At 69.1% G+C, this 16,218-nt stretch carries 15 protein-coding genes; 10 read left to right on the top strand and 5 right to left on the bottom strand.

Features of this window, described 5'->3' with window-relative positions; genetic code table 11:
- Positions 1-66: 66 nt before the first annotated feature.
- Positions 67-1,428: a CynX/NimT family MFS transporter gene (locus tag AC4BEG_RS27255; protein ID WP_490707213.1), complete on the bottom strand. Its 1,362-nt coding sequence runs from the start codon at positions 1,426-1,428 to the stop codon at positions 67-69.
- Between the two features lie 106 nt (positions 1,429-1,534).
- Between AC4BEG_RS27255 and AC4BEG_RS27250 the strand changes: the two genes are divergently transcribed.
- A complete protein-coding gene (locus tag AC4BEG_RS27250; protein ID WP_490702374.1) occupies positions 1,535-2,236 on the top strand; it encodes a FadR/GntR family transcriptional regulator in 702 nt (233 codons plus the stop codon).
- A gap of 246 nt (positions 2,237-2,482) precedes the next feature.
- Here AC4BEG_RS27250 and AC4BEG_RS27245 read toward each other — a convergent pair whose 3' ends face one another.
- The 3 genes from AC4BEG_RS27245 to fabG all read right to left on the bottom strand — a co-directional run bounded on the left by AC4BEG_RS27245 (position 2,483) and on the right by fabG (position 4,502).
- Positions 2,483-2,806, bottom strand: coding sequence for a hypothetical protein (locus AC4BEG_RS27245; RefSeq protein WP_490702373.1), 324 nt, complete (start codon positions 2,804-2,806; stop codon positions 2,483-2,485).
- A 215-nt stretch (positions 2,807-3,021) separates the two neighbouring features.
- A complete protein-coding gene (fabI, locus tag AC4BEG_RS27240) occupies positions 3,022-3,792 on the bottom strand; it encodes an enoyl-ACP reductase FabI (RefSeq protein ID WP_490702372.1) in 771 nt (256 codons plus the stop codon).
- Between the two features lie 5 nt (positions 3,793-3,797).
- Positions 3,798-4,502, bottom strand: coding sequence for a 3-oxoacyl-[acyl-carrier-protein] reductase (gene fabG / locus AC4BEG_RS27235; protein WP_490702371.1), 705 nt, complete (start codon positions 4,500-4,502; stop codon positions 3,798-3,800).
- A gap of 310 nt (positions 4,503-4,812) precedes the next feature.
- Between fabG and AC4BEG_RS27230 the strand changes: the two genes are divergently transcribed.
- Complete coding sequence (locus AC4BEG_RS27230) at positions 4,813-5,166, top strand: DUF6247 family protein (protein WP_490707212.1); 354 nt, start codon at positions 4,813-4,815, stop codon at positions 5,164-5,166.
- Positions 5,163-5,435, top strand: a complete 273-nt coding sequence (locus AC4BEG_RS27225) for a hypothetical protein (RefSeq protein ID WP_490702370.1) — start codon at positions 5,163-5,165, stop codon at positions 5,433-5,435. The genes AC4BEG_RS27230 and AC4BEG_RS27225 overlap by 4 nt, the downstream gene beginning before the upstream one ends.
- A gap of 16 nt (positions 5,436-5,451) precedes the next feature.
- On the opposite strand, the gene AC4BEG_RS27220 is transcribed toward AC4BEG_RS27225, so the two are convergent.
- Entirely contained in the window at positions 5,452-5,988 is a 537-nt protein-coding gene (locus tag AC4BEG_RS27220; RefSeq protein ID WP_490702369.1) for an ATP-binding protein, read from the bottom strand.
- A 101-nt stretch (positions 5,989-6,089) separates the two neighbouring features.
- Between AC4BEG_RS27220 and AC4BEG_RS27215 the strand changes: the two genes are divergently transcribed.
- From AC4BEG_RS27215 to AC4BEG_RS27185, 7 genes are all read left to right on the top strand, one after another.
- Entirely contained in the window at positions 6,090-6,980 is an 891-nt protein-coding gene (locus AC4BEG_RS27215) for a helix-turn-helix domain-containing protein (protein ID WP_490707211.1), read from the top strand.
- Positions 6,977-7,195, top strand: a complete 219-nt coding sequence (locus tag AC4BEG_RS27210) for a DUF397 domain-containing protein (RefSeq protein ID WP_490702368.1) — start codon at positions 6,977-6,979, stop codon at positions 7,193-7,195. The genes AC4BEG_RS27215 and AC4BEG_RS27210 overlap by 4 nt, the downstream gene beginning before the upstream one ends.
- Positions 7,196-7,416: 221 nt before the next feature.
- Complete coding sequence (locus AC4BEG_RS27205) at positions 7,417-7,737, top strand: SseB family protein (protein WP_490702367.1); 321 nt, start codon at positions 7,417-7,419, stop codon at positions 7,735-7,737.
- Positions 7,724-8,245, top strand: coding sequence for a hypothetical protein (locus tag AC4BEG_RS27200; RefSeq protein WP_490702366.1), 522 nt, complete (start codon positions 7,724-7,726; stop codon positions 8,243-8,245). The genes AC4BEG_RS27205 and AC4BEG_RS27200 overlap by 14 nt, the downstream gene beginning before the upstream one ends.
- Positions 8,245-12,702 carry a putative T7SS-secreted protein gene (locus AC4BEG_RS27195; RefSeq protein ID WP_490702365.1) on the top strand — a complete coding sequence of 1,486 codons (4,458 nt, stop codon included), beginning with the start codon at positions 8,245-8,247 and terminating at the stop codon, positions 12,700-12,702. Before AC4BEG_RS27200 ends, AC4BEG_RS27195 begins: the two co-directional genes overlap by 1 nt.
- Positions 12,703-13,252: 550 nt before the next feature.
- Positions 13,253-14,794, top strand: a complete 1,542-nt coding sequence (locus AC4BEG_RS27190) for a TldD/PmbA family protein (protein WP_490707210.1) — start codon at positions 13,253-13,255, stop codon at positions 14,792-14,794.
- Positions 14,791-16,203 (top strand): metallopeptidase TldD-related protein, encoded by a 1,413-nt coding sequence (locus AC4BEG_RS27185; protein WP_490702364.1) that lies wholly within the window; start codon positions 14,791-14,793, stop codon positions 16,201-16,203. Before AC4BEG_RS27190 ends, AC4BEG_RS27185 begins: the two co-directional genes overlap by 4 nt.
- Positions 16,204-16,218 lie beyond the last annotated feature (15 nt).

The raw sequence follows: 16,218 nt of genomic DNA, 5'->3' as shown, positions 1-16,218 counted from the left end.
GTGTCCCACCCCAGGTTCCGGAACCCCGGACCGGGGGCATCGCGCGGACGCTCCGGGCGGCGCCGGTCAGATCTCGTCCTCAAGGGTGCGGTTGCGCCCGGCGAACACACCCGCCACGATCTGCGGCACCATCAGCGCGGCCATGAACGCGATCGGCTGTCCCCAGCCGCCGCTGTGCTGGTAGAGCGCGCCGACCAGCAGCGGACCCGGGATGGACAACAGATAGCCGGTGCCCTGGGTGAAGGCGGACAGCCGGGCCACCCCCGCACTGGTCCGCGCCCGCATGCCGAGCATGGTGAGGGCGAGCGGGAAGGTGCAGTTGGCGACGCCAAGCAGCAGGGCCCAGAGCCAGGCGCCCTCCGCCGGGGCCAGATAGAGCCCGGCGTAGCCGCTCAGCCCGAAGACACCGAGGATCACCACCAGCACGCCCTGGTGGCGCAGCCGGGCCGCGATCGGCGGCAGTACGAACGACAGCGGCACCCCCATGGCCATGATCACGGCCAGCAGCACCCCGGCGGTGGAGGCGGAGACACCCGCGTCCCGGAAGATCTGCGGCATCCAGCCCATGGTGATGTAGGCGGCGGTGGCCTGGAGGCCGAAGAAGATGGCCATCGACCAGGCGATGGGGCTGCGGGTGATGGGCCGCGCCCGCCCGGCCGCCCCGGGCTCGTCCGTACCGGAGTCCGCACCGGAGCCCGTACCGGAGTCCGCACCGGACCGCGGCTCCTCCACGGCCCTCCCCGCGTCCTTCGTCACGGCCTTCCCCGCGTCCTTCGTACGGTCGCGGGCGAGGAACAGCCAGGGCACCAGGGCGATGGCGGCGAGCAGCGCCCACACCCCGAGCCCGGCCCGCCAACTGACGTCCAGCGCGCGGGTCATAGGCACGGTGGCCGCCGCGGCGGTCGCGGTGCCGAGCGAAAGACCCATGGAGTACAGACCGGTCATCGCGCCCACCCGGTGGGGGAACCAGCGCTTGACGATCACGGGCATCAGCACGTTGCTGACCGCTATACCTGCCAGCGCTAGCGCGCTGGCACCCACGAAGGCCGGGGTGCCGCCCGCGAAGGGCCGTAGCGCCAGGCCCGCGGTGACGGCGGCGAGACCGGCGCAGACCACGGCGCCGGGCCCCCAGCGGCGGGCCAGCCGGGGCGCGGTGAGCCCGAAGAGCGCGAAGCAGACCGCGGGGACCGAGGTGAGGAGTCCGGCCACGGTGCCGCTCATCCCGAGGTCGGCACGGATCTCCTCGAGCAGCGGGCCGAGGCTGGTGACGGCGGGCCGGAGGTTGAGGGCGGCGAGCAGGATCCCGACGGCCAGGAGACGCCCGCGCCAGGGAGAGCCGGTGGGGCGGGATCCGGGCTCCCGGGTGGCGTTGGGGGAGGCGGGCGGGTCGAGTGTCGCGAGGTCGTCCTGTGCTGGCATGCCGACCATCATAGAATGATGGGATGAATGCTTGTCCAGTTGATAGTGGCCGCCCGGTGACGCCCGGACGGCATCATGGAGGTACTCGCTTCCCCGCTCCAGGCACAGGAGAGTCATGCCGCTGACCTCACCCCAGCGCTCCGTCCTCGCCGACCAGGTGATCGCCCAGCTGCGCGCCCAGATCACCTCGGGCGAATGGCCGGTGGGCTCGCGGATTCCCACCGAACCCGAGCTGGTCGAACAGCTGGGTGTGGCCCGCAACACCGTGCGCGAGGCGGTCCGGGCGCTCGCCCACAACGGTCTGCTGGACATCCGGCAGGGCTCGGGCACCTATGTGCTGGCCACCAGCGAACTGGCCGGGGTGATGCACCGCCGCTTCGCCGCCGCCGATCCGCGGCATGTGGCCGAGCTGCGCAGCGCCCTGGAGACGAAGGCCGCGCAACTGGCCGCGGAGCGCCGTACCGAGCAGGAGCTCAAGGGGCTGGACGCCCAGCTGGACCGGCGGGAGCGAGCCTGGGACTCCGGCGATCTGGAGGCGTTCGTCGAGGCGGACGTGACCCTGCACATGGCGGTGGTGGCGGCCTCCCACAACGACGTCCTGGCCGAGCTGTACGCGGACCTGGGCGCGGTGGTGCGGGACTTCCTCCGCGCGGACCTGGGCGACGCGATGCGGCCCGAGCTGCATGTGGACCACGCGCGGATGGTGGAGGCGATCCGGGAGCAGGACGGCGAGCGGGCGGCGGCGGAGGCGAGCTTGCACCCGTTCGGCTGCCGCGGGGTCGCGGGCCGGCTGACCCCACCGGCCGGAGCCCCCTGAGCGCCTTGAGACCCACCGGCCAGGTCCTGTCCTGTCGATCTTCGTGGACCAGCCCGCGGCGTCTGGTGAGGGGGCACCTCCCAGCGGTAGCTGGGGGAGGATCGCAAGGCGGAGGGTCGTCCTTGTACTGGGCGTACTCGGATGATCCCGACAACGCGGCGAGGCGCGGTGCCAGGCGACGCGGGCCCGCGAAGGTCGGCAGGACAGGGCCTAGGTCGGCCTAGGTCCCTGTCCGGTGGACAGGGCCTAGCGGTGACTCACCCACGCCTTGCGGATCTCCTTCCAGCACCGCTCGGCGAGCCGTACGTGCTGGGCCGGGCCGACCTCGATGGGGTGGGCGTCCATATCCGGATCCCACCAGCGGGCGCATTCGACGTGCAGTTGCACCCGGTCCACGTTCGGATTGGGGTTGAAGCAGCTCGCGGTGGCGTGCGAACCGCGCACCCAGGTGTTACAGGCGGCGGTGCGGGGCCGGGGGCGCTCCTGGGCGGCGGAGTGGGACGCGGGGACGGCGGAGCCTGCCATTGCGACGATCAAGACTGCGGCGGCGACGCGCCGGGTCGTACGCATGGCGGGACCTCCTCGGCCGTGCTGTCGCTCCGCGAGTCGGTTCGTCGTACGTCGTCTTACGTACTCCACACTGCGCGGAACACCACCCGTACGCCCCTCCTGCTGGCCCGATCGGGCTAACGCGTCCGTACGGGCCCAACGGCCGCCGCCCCGCCCCCGCGCGGTGCGGGAGGCGGGGCGGCGGGCCGTTGGGCTCGTGGCGGCTACGGAAGGGCTCAGGTGCCCATCATGTGCACGCCGCCGTCGACATGCACGATCTCGCCCGTGGTGCGCGGGAACCAGTCCGACAGCAGGGCGACGACGCCGCGCCCGGCGGGCTCGGGGTCGGTGAGGTCCCAGCCGATCGGGGCCCGGTGGTTCCACACGTCCGCCAGCTCCTCGAAGCCCGGGATGGACTTCGCGGCCATGGACTTGATGGGCCCGGCCGAGACCAGGTTGCAGCGCACGTTCTGCTCGCCCAGGTCGCGGGCGAGGTAGCGGTTGGTCGACTCCAGGGCGGCCTTGGCGACGCCCATCCAGTCGTACTTCGGCCAGGCGAACTGCGCGTCGAAGGTCAGGCCGACGATCGAGCCGCCGCGCGGCATGACCGGCAGACAGGCCATGGTGAGCGCCTTGAGGCTGTACGCCGAGACGTGCACCGCGGTGGAGACGTCCTCCCAGCTGCCCTCGAGGAAGTTGAAGGCGCCCTGGGGGCCGAAGGCGATGGAGTGCACCACACCGTCGAGGTCGACGCCCTCGCCGAGGTGCTCGCGCACCTTGTCGGCCAGCCCGTCCAGCTGCTCCTGGTTCTGCACATCCAGCTCGATCACCGGGGCGGGCTTGGGCAGCCGCTTGGCGATCCGCTCGACGAGGGAGACCCGGCCGAAGCCGGTGAGGATGACCTCCGCGCCCTCCTCCTGAGCCAGCTTGGCGGCGTGGAAGGCGATGGACGACTCGGTGATGACGCCCGTGACCAGGATGCGCTTACCGGCGAGAATTCCACTCATGACGTTCAGTGACCCATGCCCAATCCGCCGTCGACAGGGATGACGGCTCCAGTGATGTACGCGGCCTCGTCGGAGGCCAGGAAGCGGACCGCCGCGGCGATCTCCTCGGGCTGCCCGTAGCGCGCGAGCGGCACCTGCTCCAGGATGCCTTCGCGCTGCTCGTCGCTGAGCGCGCGCGTCATGTCCGTGTCGATGAAACCGGGCGCGACCACGTTGAAGGTGATGTTGCGCGAACCCAGCTCACGGGCGAGGGAGCGGGCGAAGCCCACCAGGCCCGCCTTGGAGGCCGCGTAATTGGCCTGCCCCGCGCCGCCCAGCAGGCCCACGACGGAGGAGATCAGCACCACACGTCCCTTGCGGGCGCGCAGCATGCCGCGGTTGGCCCGCTTGACCACGCGGAAGGTGCCGGTGAGGTTGGTGTCCAGGACGGTGGAGAAGTCCTCCTCCGACATCCGCATCAGCAGCTGGTCGCGGGTGATACCGGCGTTGGCGACCAGGACCTCGACCGGACCGTGCTTCTCCTCGATCTCCTTGTAGGCCTGCTCGACCTGCTCGGGCTCGGTGATGTCGCACTTCACCGCGAGGAACCCGGCCGGCGGCTCACCGGACCGGTAGGTGATGGCGACCTTGTCGCCTGCGTCGGCGAAGGCACGGGCGATGGCGAGGCCGATGCCGCGGTTGCCTCCGGTGACGAGAACCGAGCGGCTCAAGGGACCACCTTCTCTTGTTGATGTCGTGCCGGGCGTCACAGTGTGTGCCGACCCCTACCCCCGCAAACTATCGGTCTCATGCCTCCGAGGAGGAATCGAGCACCCACAGGGGCGTGTGGGACACACTGTCGACTTCCTACAGAAGGTCCTACAGAAGGCCCGCGGTCAGCCGGTCCGGGCAGACCTGCTCGGCGAGCGCGCCACGGCCTCGCCCTCTTCACTCATCGTGTCACTCGAATGACTGACCGCACCTGCGTTCGCCCTCGGTACGCTGACCGCACGGATCAGAATCCCGCCCATGGGAGACATCATGACCGCCAGCGCCCCCGAACAGCCGCGCATCCCACAGCCTCCGGCGACAGTCACCGCCCTTCGACAGGCGGTCGCACAGATCGCGCCCGCGGCCCTGTCCGCCTTCACCCGGGAGCTGGACCAGGCCGCCGACCAGGCCCGGCAGAGCGCCGACCTGGCTCCGTTGCAACGGTTCACGGCCCAATGGGCGCTCTATGTCCAGATCCAGCGCCAGCCGACCGTCGCCGAGCGATTCCGGGAGCTGGAAGACCTCGCCACGACCGGTGACGCGGACCAGGCCCGCCGGGCAGCCTCCGAGCTGGGGCGGATCCTCGACGCCGCGAGGGTCGCGCTTGCCCAGGAGCAGCGTTGAGCGATACCTGGACATGGGAGTACGACCCGGATCATGAGCACGTCGCCGGTGGGATACCGGCACTCATCGTGACCGAAGTCGAGCGCCTCGTCGGCCAGCTCGTCGAGCTGGCCGACACAGGTGTGGACATCACCGATCTCGGCAACGGCCCCCGGCCCGGCGGCCTGCGCCGCATGGACGCGGCAGGTGGCTGGTTCTTCTTCCTTCCCAACCCTCGTGACCGCCTAATCATCGTCGTGCGCATCGTGCCTCCCTTTGAGGAGCTCTGAAGGCTCCTTCGCAAGCTCACGCCTCGGGGCGCGTATGCGGGCCACCGAGCCGAGTGGGCTCCACGGCGTACTCGCACCACACCGTCTTGCCGACGGTGCGGTCCGTCACGCCCCATTTGGAGGCGAGCGCGTCCACGAGCACCAGCCCGCGTCCGTGCTCCTCCTGGTGGGCCGCTGCCTCGGCGGTGTGATCGCGGAGCTCGGGGCGCCGCTCGCCTCGCGCGTCGGACACCTCGATACGGGCGGTGACCGGGGATCGCTGCCCTCCGGGCGCGGGTGGAGGCTGACAGGTCAGACGGAGGTGGAAGTGCCGACCGGGAACATGCCCGTGGCTCACGGCATTCGCCGCGAGCTCGCCCGCGAGCAGGGCGATGCCGTACGCGGCGTCGCTCTCCCGCGGAATGCCCCACTCCGCCAGCCTGCGGACGACGAGACGCCGGGCGAGCCGGGCGCCATGCCGGGAGGAGGTGAAGAACATCTCGAACGTGCCGGGCGGGGCCGGGAGTTGTGCGCCAGCGCCGAGCGTATTGCCAGGGGGATTTTCGCCATTCACGTCACCGAGCGTGGCGAAGCGTGCATAGCCTGGCCAGACAACTCGCGGGTACCCAGGGTCGCTGTACGGGCACTGAACGTGTACGTACGGGAGTGATGGCCGTGACGCGGGTGGGGAGGCACGACGTTCTTGTGCACGGGAGGTGGCGGGACATGACAGATCCGGAGCAGCCGGGGCAACGGGGGCAGGGCGAGTACGGGGCGGACATCCTCAAGTGCCTGGGCAAGCAGGTGAAGCTCTTCCGCGAGCGGGCGGGGCTCACGCAGGCGCAGTTGGGCGAGGCCATCGGGTACAGCGAGGAGCAGGTGTCCTCGGTGGAGCAGGGGCGGCGGGTCCCACAGCCGGAGTTCCTGGACGCGGCGGACGAGGTGCTGGACGCGTTCGGGGTGCTGCGGGCGGCGCGGGAGGAGGTGTCCAAGGCGCGGCTTCCGGCGTTCTTTCGTGGGGCGGCGAGGCTGGAGGCGCAGGCGACGGAGTTCCACGCGTACGAGAACCAAGTGATCAACGGTCTGCTTCAGACCGAGGATTACGCCCGTGCCGTGTTCACGATGCAGCGCCCGGTGCTGGATGAGGAGACCATTGAGCAACGGGTACATGCCCGGCTGGCCCGACAGGAGCTTCTCTCCAGCAAACCAGCACCGATCATGAGCTTCGTTACCGAAGAGGCGGTATTGCGCCGCCCATGCGGCGGTGCATCGGTGCTCCGTGGCCAGTTGGAGCACCTGCTGCATGTGGGCGCCATGCGGAACATCGAACTCCAGGTGACGCCAACGGCGGTGGAGGATCACGCCGGAGCCGCCGGGCCCTTCGCCTTGCTGGAGCCCAGAGGGCGTCAGATGATGGCCTACGTCGAGGTGCAGGACATCGGCAGGTTGGTGACCGACCGAAAAGCGGTCCGCACACTCGAGCAGCGATACGGCATCATCAGGGCGCAGGCTCTCACGCCGCGAGAGTCACTGGACTTCATCGAGAAGCTGCGGGGAGAGACATGAGCAACAAGCAAGTCAGAAACGACACATCAGAGCTGTCATGGTTCAAGAGCAGCTATAGCAGCGGTGAAGGCGGCATGTGCGTCGAGGTGGCCGCTGGCCCCGTCGCCATCCACGTGCGGGACTCGAAGCACGCGCAGGGACCGCATCTCGCTTTCCACATAGCCGAGTGGGGCGCCTTCATCGGCAGCCTCCGCGATGGAGAGTTCGGCGCGTAGCACCGTCCTGTCTCCGACACACCGAACAGGCCGTCCTGGGCAACCGGGGCGGCCGCTGTTGTTTTGAGCAGTGGCTGCGAAGAGCGGCGTGGTGGTCACCGACGGTGTCGGTCACCTGTGTGAAGATAGCCCTCATGTTTGGGGGAGGGAACAACCGGCCGCCGGGAAAGGGCGGCAGAGAGAGCCTGGCGGATCTCGTACGTCAGGAGACCGCGGCGGGGATGTCGGAGCGGGAGAAGTGGGCGGCGCTGCGCGAGGTGCGCCTGTACTTCCAGCGCCCGGAGAGTCCGGGCTTCCTGGTCTCGGAGACGGCGGAGGCCGGCCCGGTCGTGCCGGTGTTCACGTCGATCCCGGGCCTTGCCCGTTTCGCGGGTGCGTGCTCTTGGGCGTCGACGACGGTCGAGGATCTGGTGGGGCTGTTGCCGGAGGGTGTGCGGGCGTTCGTGGACCCGTTGGGTGAGCAACCTTTCCTGTTGGACGCGGAGATGCTGCGCGAAGCTGCGGAGGTTCACGAGGAGGGGGACGACCGTGGGCGATCCTGACGCGAGGAATGTGAACCGTGCGCCGAGTGAGGGGGGTGAGCACGGCAAGTACGGCGGTAATGAGGGCGCCGACGGCTACAAGATCGAGATCGCATCGGTGCAGAGTGTCATCGTCCCGCTGGAGGAGTCGGTGGTCGGGGCGCGGGCGGTCAAGAACGGCCAAGAGACCCTGACGGCCTATCTCAAGCACTGCGGCTCGCCCGAACTCCTCACGGCCGGCGAGGGGTTCATCAAGGCGTGGGGCTTTGGCATGGGCGAGCTCGCGGACCACGCGGATGTGGTGGTGGAGCGGCTGTATGAGGCGATCGCCGGGTACATGCTGGCGGATCTGCTGCGGGTGAAGGACTTCTGGCCGTCGGACGAGAACATGGCCAAGCTCCCGTCGGGCGCTGCGGGCAAGTGGTCCTGGGAGAACGTGGGCAGGCCGGAGATGGAAAAGCGTGAGACGACGTCGGGCGTGCAGAAGCTGGTGAACCAGGCGCTGCGTGAGTATGAGGACGAGTCCTGATGGGCGATCCGGACGCGGGGCGGACCCCGCAGATACGCATACCGGCGGGCGCCACGGCCAAGGACTTGATCCCGGGAAACCCGGACGACATCGATGACCTGGTGCTGGACTTGCGGGCGTATGCGGGTGCCTTCCAGGACGGCAAGGACAAGCTGCGGCCGCTGGGACTGACGGATTGGCAGGGCAGGGGCGCGGGGGAATTCCGGAAGGCGGTCGACCGCCTTCCGAAGGAACTGAGGTCGGGCCACGATGAGTTCACGTACGCGGCCAGCGCGCTGGCCGCGTACGCCAGGAAGCTGCGCTCGGTACAGAAGCGGTGTGGGCCGATCATCGAGGCCGCGGAGCGGGCGCGGGCGTCCTCCAAGGCGCACAACAAGAAGGTCGAGACGTACAACGACGCGGTCAAGCGCGGCGACGAGCAGTTACCGGAGCGGCCTTCGGAGACCGATCCCGGTGTCTCGGGGATGGAGGACTGCGTCGGTCGGCTGGACAAGCTGATCGAAGAGCTTCAGCTGGTCGTCGATACATCGAAGAAGAAGATCGACGAGGCGACGAAGAAGGCTCCGGACAAGCCGAGTAAGTGGGAAAAGCGCGGGGAGAGCCTCAAGGACGGGCTGTGGAAGGCCCATTACAGCATCCTCGGTATTGCCGAGCTCCCCGCTTCGCTGGTCAAGGGCGACCTGAACGCTTTCTCGATGCAGCTGGCCGGTATGGCGGACGGCGCGACGTACATAGCCCAGCATCCCGAGGAGTTCGCAAAAGCCATCCGCAACTGGAAGGGGTGGTCCCAGGATCCGCTGCGTACGGCGGGCGAGATCACCCCGACACTGCTGCTGGCCCTGGCCACCGGCGGCGCGAGCGCGCTGCGCAGGGGTCTGCACACAGGTAAGAACGCCGCGCAGCGCCTGGCCGCCCGCAGGAAGGCGCTCGGCCGGGACGGCGAGGCACGTGAAAAGGCGGGTAACAAGGGCAGCCACGACGAGCACACACATAACAGGAACTGTGAGCACGACCCGGTCGACGTCGCCACCGGCGAAATGGTCCTGCCGACCACGGACGTCTCGCTGCCCGGGGCACTGCCGCTGGTCCTGGAGCGCACCTTCGTCTCCGGCCATACCTGCGGCGGCTGGTTCGGCCGCACCTGGGCCGCCACCCTCGACCAGCGCCTGGAACTCGACGCGGACGGAGCCGTGTTCGTCGCGGCCGACGGCATGGTGCTGCGCTACGCGATCCCCCATCCCGGGGAGGACACCTACCCGGTCCGGGGCCCGCGCTGGCCGCTGCGCTGGGACGGCGCGGTGGGCGGCACCATGCGGATCGAGATCCCCGAGCAGGCCCACACCCTCCACTTCGCGCCCTTGGAGGGCGTGGAGGGCAACGAGCTCCCCCTCCAGATGATCGAGGACCGCAACGGCCGGTCCATCACCTTCACCTACGATGAGGAGGGTGCTCCACGGGAGGTGGCGCACTCCGGCGGCTACCGCATCGCGATCGACACCGACCCGGAACTGCTGCGCGTCACCGCGCTGCGGCTGCTGGGCGTCGGCGACACCGAGACCGGCACCACACTGGTGTCCTTTGGCTACAACGGCGCGGGCGACTTGACCGAGGTCTTCAACTCGGCCGAGGAACCGATGCGGTTCACCTACGACGACACCCACCGCATCACCTCCTGGACCGACCGCAACGGCACCAGCTTCGGCTACTTCTACGACCACCGCGGCCGCGTGCTGCGCACCATCGCCTCGGACGACATGATGGCCAGCCGCTTCCGCTACGACGCGGCCTCCCGCACCACCATCTACACCGACTCACTCGGCCACCACACCACTTACGTCTTCGACGACGCCTACCGGGCGGTATCCCGCACCGACGCCCTGGGCCACACCACCCACACTGAATGGGACCCCGAGGGCCGCCGACTGCCGCTGTCGGTGACCGACCCACTGGGCCACACCACCCGCTACGAGTACGACGACTCCAGCAACCTCATACGCATCGACCGCCCGGACGGAACGGCGGCCACCGCCACCTATGACGCGCACAGCCAGCCGCTGGAGGTGTGCGAACCGGACGGCGCCGTGTGGCGCTACGCGTACGACGAGCGGGGCAACCGCACCAGGACAACGGACCCATCGGGCGCGGAGACCCACTACACGTATGACGAGTCCGGCAACCTGACCTCGGTCACCGACCCGCTGGGCCACACCACTCGCGTCGCGTGCAACGAGGCGGGCCTGCCGGTCGAGGCCACCGACGCCCTGGGCAACACGACCACCGTCCGCAGGGGCACCCACGGCCGTATCACCCGCATCACCGACCCGCTGGGCCATGTCACCCGCCAAGGCTGGACGATCGAGGGCAAGCCCGCGTGGCGCACCCGGCCCGACGGCAGCCGCGACACCTGGAACTGGGACGCCGAAGGCAACCTCCTCGAGCACACCGACCCGGCAGGCAACACCACCCGCCACACCCACACCCACTTCGACCTCCCGGCGACGCGGACGGAGCCGGACGGGGCGGAGTACGCCTTCACCTACGACACCCAGCTACAGCTGACCCAGGTCACCAACCCCCAGGGCCTGAACTGGACCTACACCTACGACGGCGCCGGGCGGCTCACCTCCGAAACCGACTTCAACGGCCGCACGCTGTCGTACGAACACGACGCCGCGGGCCGCGTCACCGCCCGCACCAACGGGGCGGGCGAGCGGTTGCGCTACCAGCGGGACGCGCTGGGCCGTACGGTCTCCACACGCGCGGACGACAGCACCGAGACGACTTTCGCCTACGACGCCGCGGGCCGCCTCATACGCGCCACCAACCCGGACACAGAGCTCGCCCGCACCTATGACGCCGTCGGCCGGATCCTGACCGAGACGGTCAACGACCGCACCACGACGTACGCGCACGACCTTGCGGACAACCGCACCGAGCGCACAACCCCGGCCGGTGTGCGTTCCCAGTGGACCCACGACGCGGTATCGCGTCCGGTGTCGCTCACCACCGCGGACAACAGCCTGCGCTTCGGCTATGACGCGTCGGGCCGCGAGACGTCCCGCACCTTCGGTGCCGATGTGACGCTCACCCAGACCTGGGACGAACTGGACCGCATGACGGGTCAGACCGTCACCGGCCCGGCCGACACACTCATCCAGCACCGCGCGTACGGCTACCGCTTGGACGACCACCTCACCGAGATCCGCGAACTCACCTCGGGCACTAGGACCTTCGACCTCGACCCGGTCGGCAGGGTCACCGCCGTGCACGCCAACGGCTGGACTGAGACCTACGCCTACGACACCGCGGGCAACCTCACCACGGCCGAGGCTCCCAAGCACCCCTCCCCTGGCCCGCGTGAGTTCAGCGGCACCCTCATCCGCACCGCGGGCGGCGAGAGCAGCCGCACGATGTACGAGCACGACGCCCAGGGCCGCCTGATCCGCCGCACCCGCCGCCTCCTCAACGGCCAGCGCCACACCTGGACCTACGTCTGGAACGCGGAAGACCGACTCACCGAAGCCATCACCCCGGACGGCGCGCGCTGGCGCTACACCTACGACCCCCTGAGCCGCCGCACCGCCAAGCAACGCCTCGCAGCGGACGACACGGTGGCGGAGCGGATCGAATTCACCTGGGACGGCACGCGCCTCGCCGAACAGACCACGTCCGATGGCCACACCACCACCTGGGACTACGCTCCGGGCACGCACCGCCCGATATCCCAGACCTCGATATCGAAGCTCGCCGGAACCGAGTACGACACGCGCTTCCATGCGATCGTCACGGACCTGGTCGGCACCCCCACCGAACTCATCGCCCCCGACGGCACCCTGGCCTGGCACCCCCGCACCACCCTCTGGGGCACCCCTCTCCCCGCCCCACCGGGGACCCCGGAGGTGGACTGCCCTCTCCGCTTCCCCGGCCAGTACGCCGACGCCGAAACGGGCCTGCACTACAACTACTTCCGTTACTACGACCCAGAAGCCGCCCGCTACAATTCGCCTGACCCATTGGGCCTCCGCCCGGCTCCAAACAATTATGCCTATGTCCTGAATGCCCTAACACTGATTGACCCGATGGGCCTGAAATCAGGCGACAGCGAAGACGAGTACCTCTATCGCGGCATTCCGAACGGGCACTATAAGTACGATGAGGCCAAGCAAGGTCGCGCAGTGCCGTTGGGCGGCCACGACGACCCCGCAAGCCATAATGGAGGTGATACACACAGTGAGTTCACCTCGTGGACCACGGACTTCGACGGCGTAGCGGTTGACGCCGCCGACGAGCTGGGATCGGGAGGAATAGTCCTGAGAATCCCAAAATCCGCAATTCCCAAATCCAGAATAGCCGAGTCACCGGACATCTACGGAGAAAGCGAAGTACTAATCAGGGGTGAAGTGTCAGGAGCCCAAGTATCCACCAACAACGGAAAGAGCTGGAAATGTCCAGGTTGATTGAATCCCTTGATAGGGCGATCGATCGAGGGATTGTCGATAAATCATTCAAGACCATCGTTGGCAACATAAATAGAGTTGACGACTCACACGCCGGAGTGGGTATCGAATCACTACAACGAACATACAGGAGAAGGATCGCTAGATTTCCCCCGGACACTACGGAACACGCAGAGATCGACCGCCTGTTGCGGACCCTCGAATCCGTTACTGCAGATTCCGTCAGGTTGATCACAGTGTATGGAACCGAAGGCCGGAAGACCCTTGTCCTGGCTGACGAAACCGGCACTGAAATCCTCTACTGGTCCCCAATGTGGGTAAGCTAGTCAGTGACTGAAGACATGACATAGCGCCGCCATGGGTGAAAGCGCTATTGGATACCCTTTCGTCCCTAAGACTCTGGTGGTTCAGCCAGCGTTGGGTCCAATGCCTCTAGTGCAGCCGAATTCACCCCGGCGCAAGATGAGCCCGGTCGGGTGTGGCATGGTTCACTGCCGTCGAGCACATCAAGAGCACATCGCTCGGACACACCGACGAAGGGGAGTCGCCCGTGGCGCACGAGATCGATCCGTCATTCCTCGCGCTGCCGCTCAGGGCGCTCGCCGACGCGGCCCTCGCCCGCGCCCGCGCGCTCGGGGCCGAGCATGCCGACTTCCGGTTCGAGCGGGTGCGTAGCGCCTCGTGGCGGCTGCGGGATGCCAGGCCCTCGGGGTCCTCGGACACCACCGACGTGGGCTACGCGGTGCGGGTGGTGCACGGTGGGGCCTGGGGGTTCGCGTCCGGGGTGGATCTGAGTATGGACGCGGCGGCGCGGGTGGCCTCGCGGGCGGTGGCGATGGCGAAGCTGTCGGCCAAGGTGATCGAGGCGGCCGGGTCCGATGAGCGGGTGGAGCTGGCCGATGAGCCGGTGCACGCGGACAAGACGTGGATCTCCTCGTACGAGATCAATCCGTTCGACGTCCCGGACGCGGAGAAGACCGGACTGCTGGCCGAGTGGAGCGAGCGGCTGCTGGCGGCCGAGGGGGTCGCGCACGCCGACGCGTCGCTGCTGACCATCCAGGACAACAAGTTCTACGCGGACACCGCGGGCACCACGACCACCCAGCAGCGGGTACGGCTGCATCCGCAGCTGACCGCGTTCGCGGTGGATCCCACGACGGGTGAGTTCGACTCGATGCGCACCACGGCCCCGCCGGTGGGGCGCGGCTGGGAGTATCTGACCGGGGCCGGGGCCGGAGCCGGTGTCTGGGACTGGGACGCGGAGCTGGCCGAGATGCCCGTTCTGCTGGCCGAGAAGATGCGGGCGCCGTCGGTGGAGCCCGGGGCGTACGACCTGGTGATCGACCCGTCCAATCTGTGGCTGACCATCCATGAGTCGATCGGCCACGCCACCGAGCTGGACCGGGCGCTGGGCTACGAGGCGGCGTACGCGGGGACCTCGTTCGCCACCTTCGACCAGTTGGGCAAGCTGGTCTACGGCTCGGAGATCATGAACGTCACCGGTGACCGGACGGCCGAGCATGGGCTGGCCACGACCGGCTACGACGACGAGGGGGTGGCCGCGCAGTCCTGGGACCTGGTGCGGAACGGCACACTCGTGGGCTATCAGATGGACCGCCGGATCGCCCGGCTGACCGGTTTCGAGCGGTCCAATGGCTGTGCGTACGCCGACTCGCCGAGCCATGTGCCGGTGCAGCGGATGGCCAATGTGTCGCTGCGACCGTCGGCCGAGGGCGGGCCGTCGACCGAGGATCTGATCGGCGATGTCGAGAACGGCCTCTATCTCGTCGGCGATCGCTCATGGTCGATCGATATGCAGCGCTACAACTTCCAGTTCACGGCGCAACGGGCGTATCGCATCCGGAACGGCGCTGTGGCCGGGCAGGTGCGGGACTTCGCCTACCAGGCCACCACCACCGACTTCTGGGGCTCGATGTCGGCCGTCGGCGGTCCGCAGACCTACGAGCTGCACGGCGCGTTCAACTGCGGCAAGGCGCAGCCGGGGCAGGTGGCGGCGGTGTCGCACGGCTGCCCGTCCGCGCTGTTCCGCGGCGTGAACATCCTCAACACCACCCAGGAGGCCGGGCGATGACCAAGCCGCACGAGATCGTCGAACGCGCCCTGGAGCTGTCCCGCGCGGACGGCTGTGTAGTGATCGCGGACGAGACGTCCACGGCCCATCTGCGCTGGGCCGGCAACGCTCTGACCACCAACGGCGTCACCCGCGGCCGCTCGCTGACCGTGGTGGCCACCGTGGACGGCGCCAAGGGCACCGCCTCGGGTGTGGTGTCCCGGTCCGCCGTGACCGCCGAGGAGCTGGAACCGCTGGTCCGGGCCGCCGAGGCGGCGGCCCAGGAGGCGGGTCCGGCCGAGGACGCCCAGCCGCTGGTCGGACCGGACGCCTCGCTTCCGGACTCCCCCGGTTTCGCCGAGTCCCCCGCCGAGACCTCCTCGGAGGTGTTCGCGGCCTTCGCGCCCGCCCTTGGCGACTCCTTCGCACGGGCGCGGGCGGGCGGCCGGGAGCTGTACGGCTTCGCCCACCACGAGGTCGTGTCGACCTATCTGGGCACCTCCACCGGGCTGCGGCTGCGCCACGACCAGCCGACCGGCACGCTGGAGATCAACGCCAAGTCCCCGGCCTCCGACGGCGGCGGGCCGCGCTCGGCGTGGGCCGGGCGCGCCACCCGTGACTTCACCGATGTGGACCCGGCCGCGATCGACGCCGAGCTGGCCGCGCGGCTGGCCTGGGCCGAGCGGCGGGTGGAGCTTCCGGCGGGCCGCTACGAGACGCTGCTGCCCCCGTCCGCCGTGGCCGATCTGCTGGTCTATCAGATGTGGTCGTCGGCGGCGCGGGACGCGGCGGAGGGCCGTACCGTCTTCAGCCGCCCCGGCGGCGGGACCCGGATCGGGGAGAAGCTGTCGCCGCTGCCCATGACGCTGCGCAGCGATCCGCACGCACCGGGCCTCGAGGCGGCGCCGTTCGTGATCGCGCACTCCTCGGGGGACGACGCGTCGGTCTTCGACAACGGGCTGCGGCTGCCGGCCACCGACTGGCTGCGCGACGGGGTGCTGCACCAGTTGCTCACCACCCGGCACTCGGCCGGCCTCACCGGGCTGCCGGTGGCCCCGGCGATCGACAACCTGATCCTCGAGGCGGAAGGCACCCGCTCCCTGGAGGAGATGGTCGCGGCCACCGGCGGCCAGGGCCCGGCCCTGCTGCTGACCTGTCTGTGGTACATCCGCGAGGTCGATCCGGCCACCCTGCTGCTGACCGGGCTGACCCGGGACGGGGTCTATCTGATCGAGGACGGCGAGGTGATCGGCGAGGTGAACAACTTCCGGTTCAACGAGTCGCCAGTGGATCTGCTCTCCCGCGCCACCGAGGCGGGCCGTACCGAGCCCACCCTGCCGCGCGAGTGGGGCGACTGGTTCACCCGGGCCGCGATGCCCGCGCTGCGGATCCCGGACTTCAACATGAGCTCCGTCAGCAAGGGGGTGTGACCGGCCGAATACACT

This window comes from Streptomyces sp. JLBJ103, assembly GCF_058215575.1.
This window is presented reverse-complemented; position numbering and strand designations above follow the sequence as displayed.

What these genes read in the sequence shown, in the direction of transcription:
- AC4BEG_RS27210 (WP_490702368.1), top strand. Translation starts at nt 6,977, where the DNA reads ATGAGCAACAAGCAAGTCAGAAACGACACATCAGAGCTGTCATGGTTC.
- AC4BEG_RS27185 (WP_490702364.1), top strand. Translation starts at nt 14,791, where the DNA reads ATGACCAAGCCGCACGAGATCGTCGAACGCGCCCTGGAGCTGTCCCGC.
- AC4BEG_RS27255 (WP_490707213.1), bottom strand. Translation starts at nt 1,428, where the DNA reads ATGGTCGGCATGCCAGCACAGGACGACCTCGCGACACTCGACCCGCCC.
- AC4BEG_RS27250 (WP_490702374.1), top strand. Translation starts at nt 1,535, where the DNA reads ATGCCGCTGACCTCACCCCAGCGCTCCGTCCTCGCCGACCAGGTGATC.
- fabI (WP_490702372.1), bottom strand. Translation starts at nt 3,792, where the DNA reads ATGAGTGGAATTCTCGCCGGTAAGCGCATCCTGGTCACGGGCGTCATC.
- AC4BEG_RS27195 (WP_490702365.1), top strand. Translation starts at nt 8,245, where the DNA reads ATGGGCGATCCGGACGCGGGGCGGACCCCGCAGATACGCATACCGGCG.
- AC4BEG_RS27230 (WP_490707212.1), top strand. Translation starts at nt 4,813, where the DNA reads ATGACCGCCAGCGCCCCCGAACAGCCGCGCATCCCACAGCCTCCGGCG.
- AC4BEG_RS27205 (WP_490702367.1), top strand. Translation starts at nt 7,417, where the DNA reads ATGTCGGAGCGGGAGAAGTGGGCGGCGCTGCGCGAGGTGCGCCTGTAC.
- AC4BEG_RS27245 (WP_490702373.1), bottom strand. Translation starts at nt 2,806, where the DNA reads ATGCGTACGACCCGGCGCGTCGCCGCCGCAGTCTTGATCGTCGCAATG.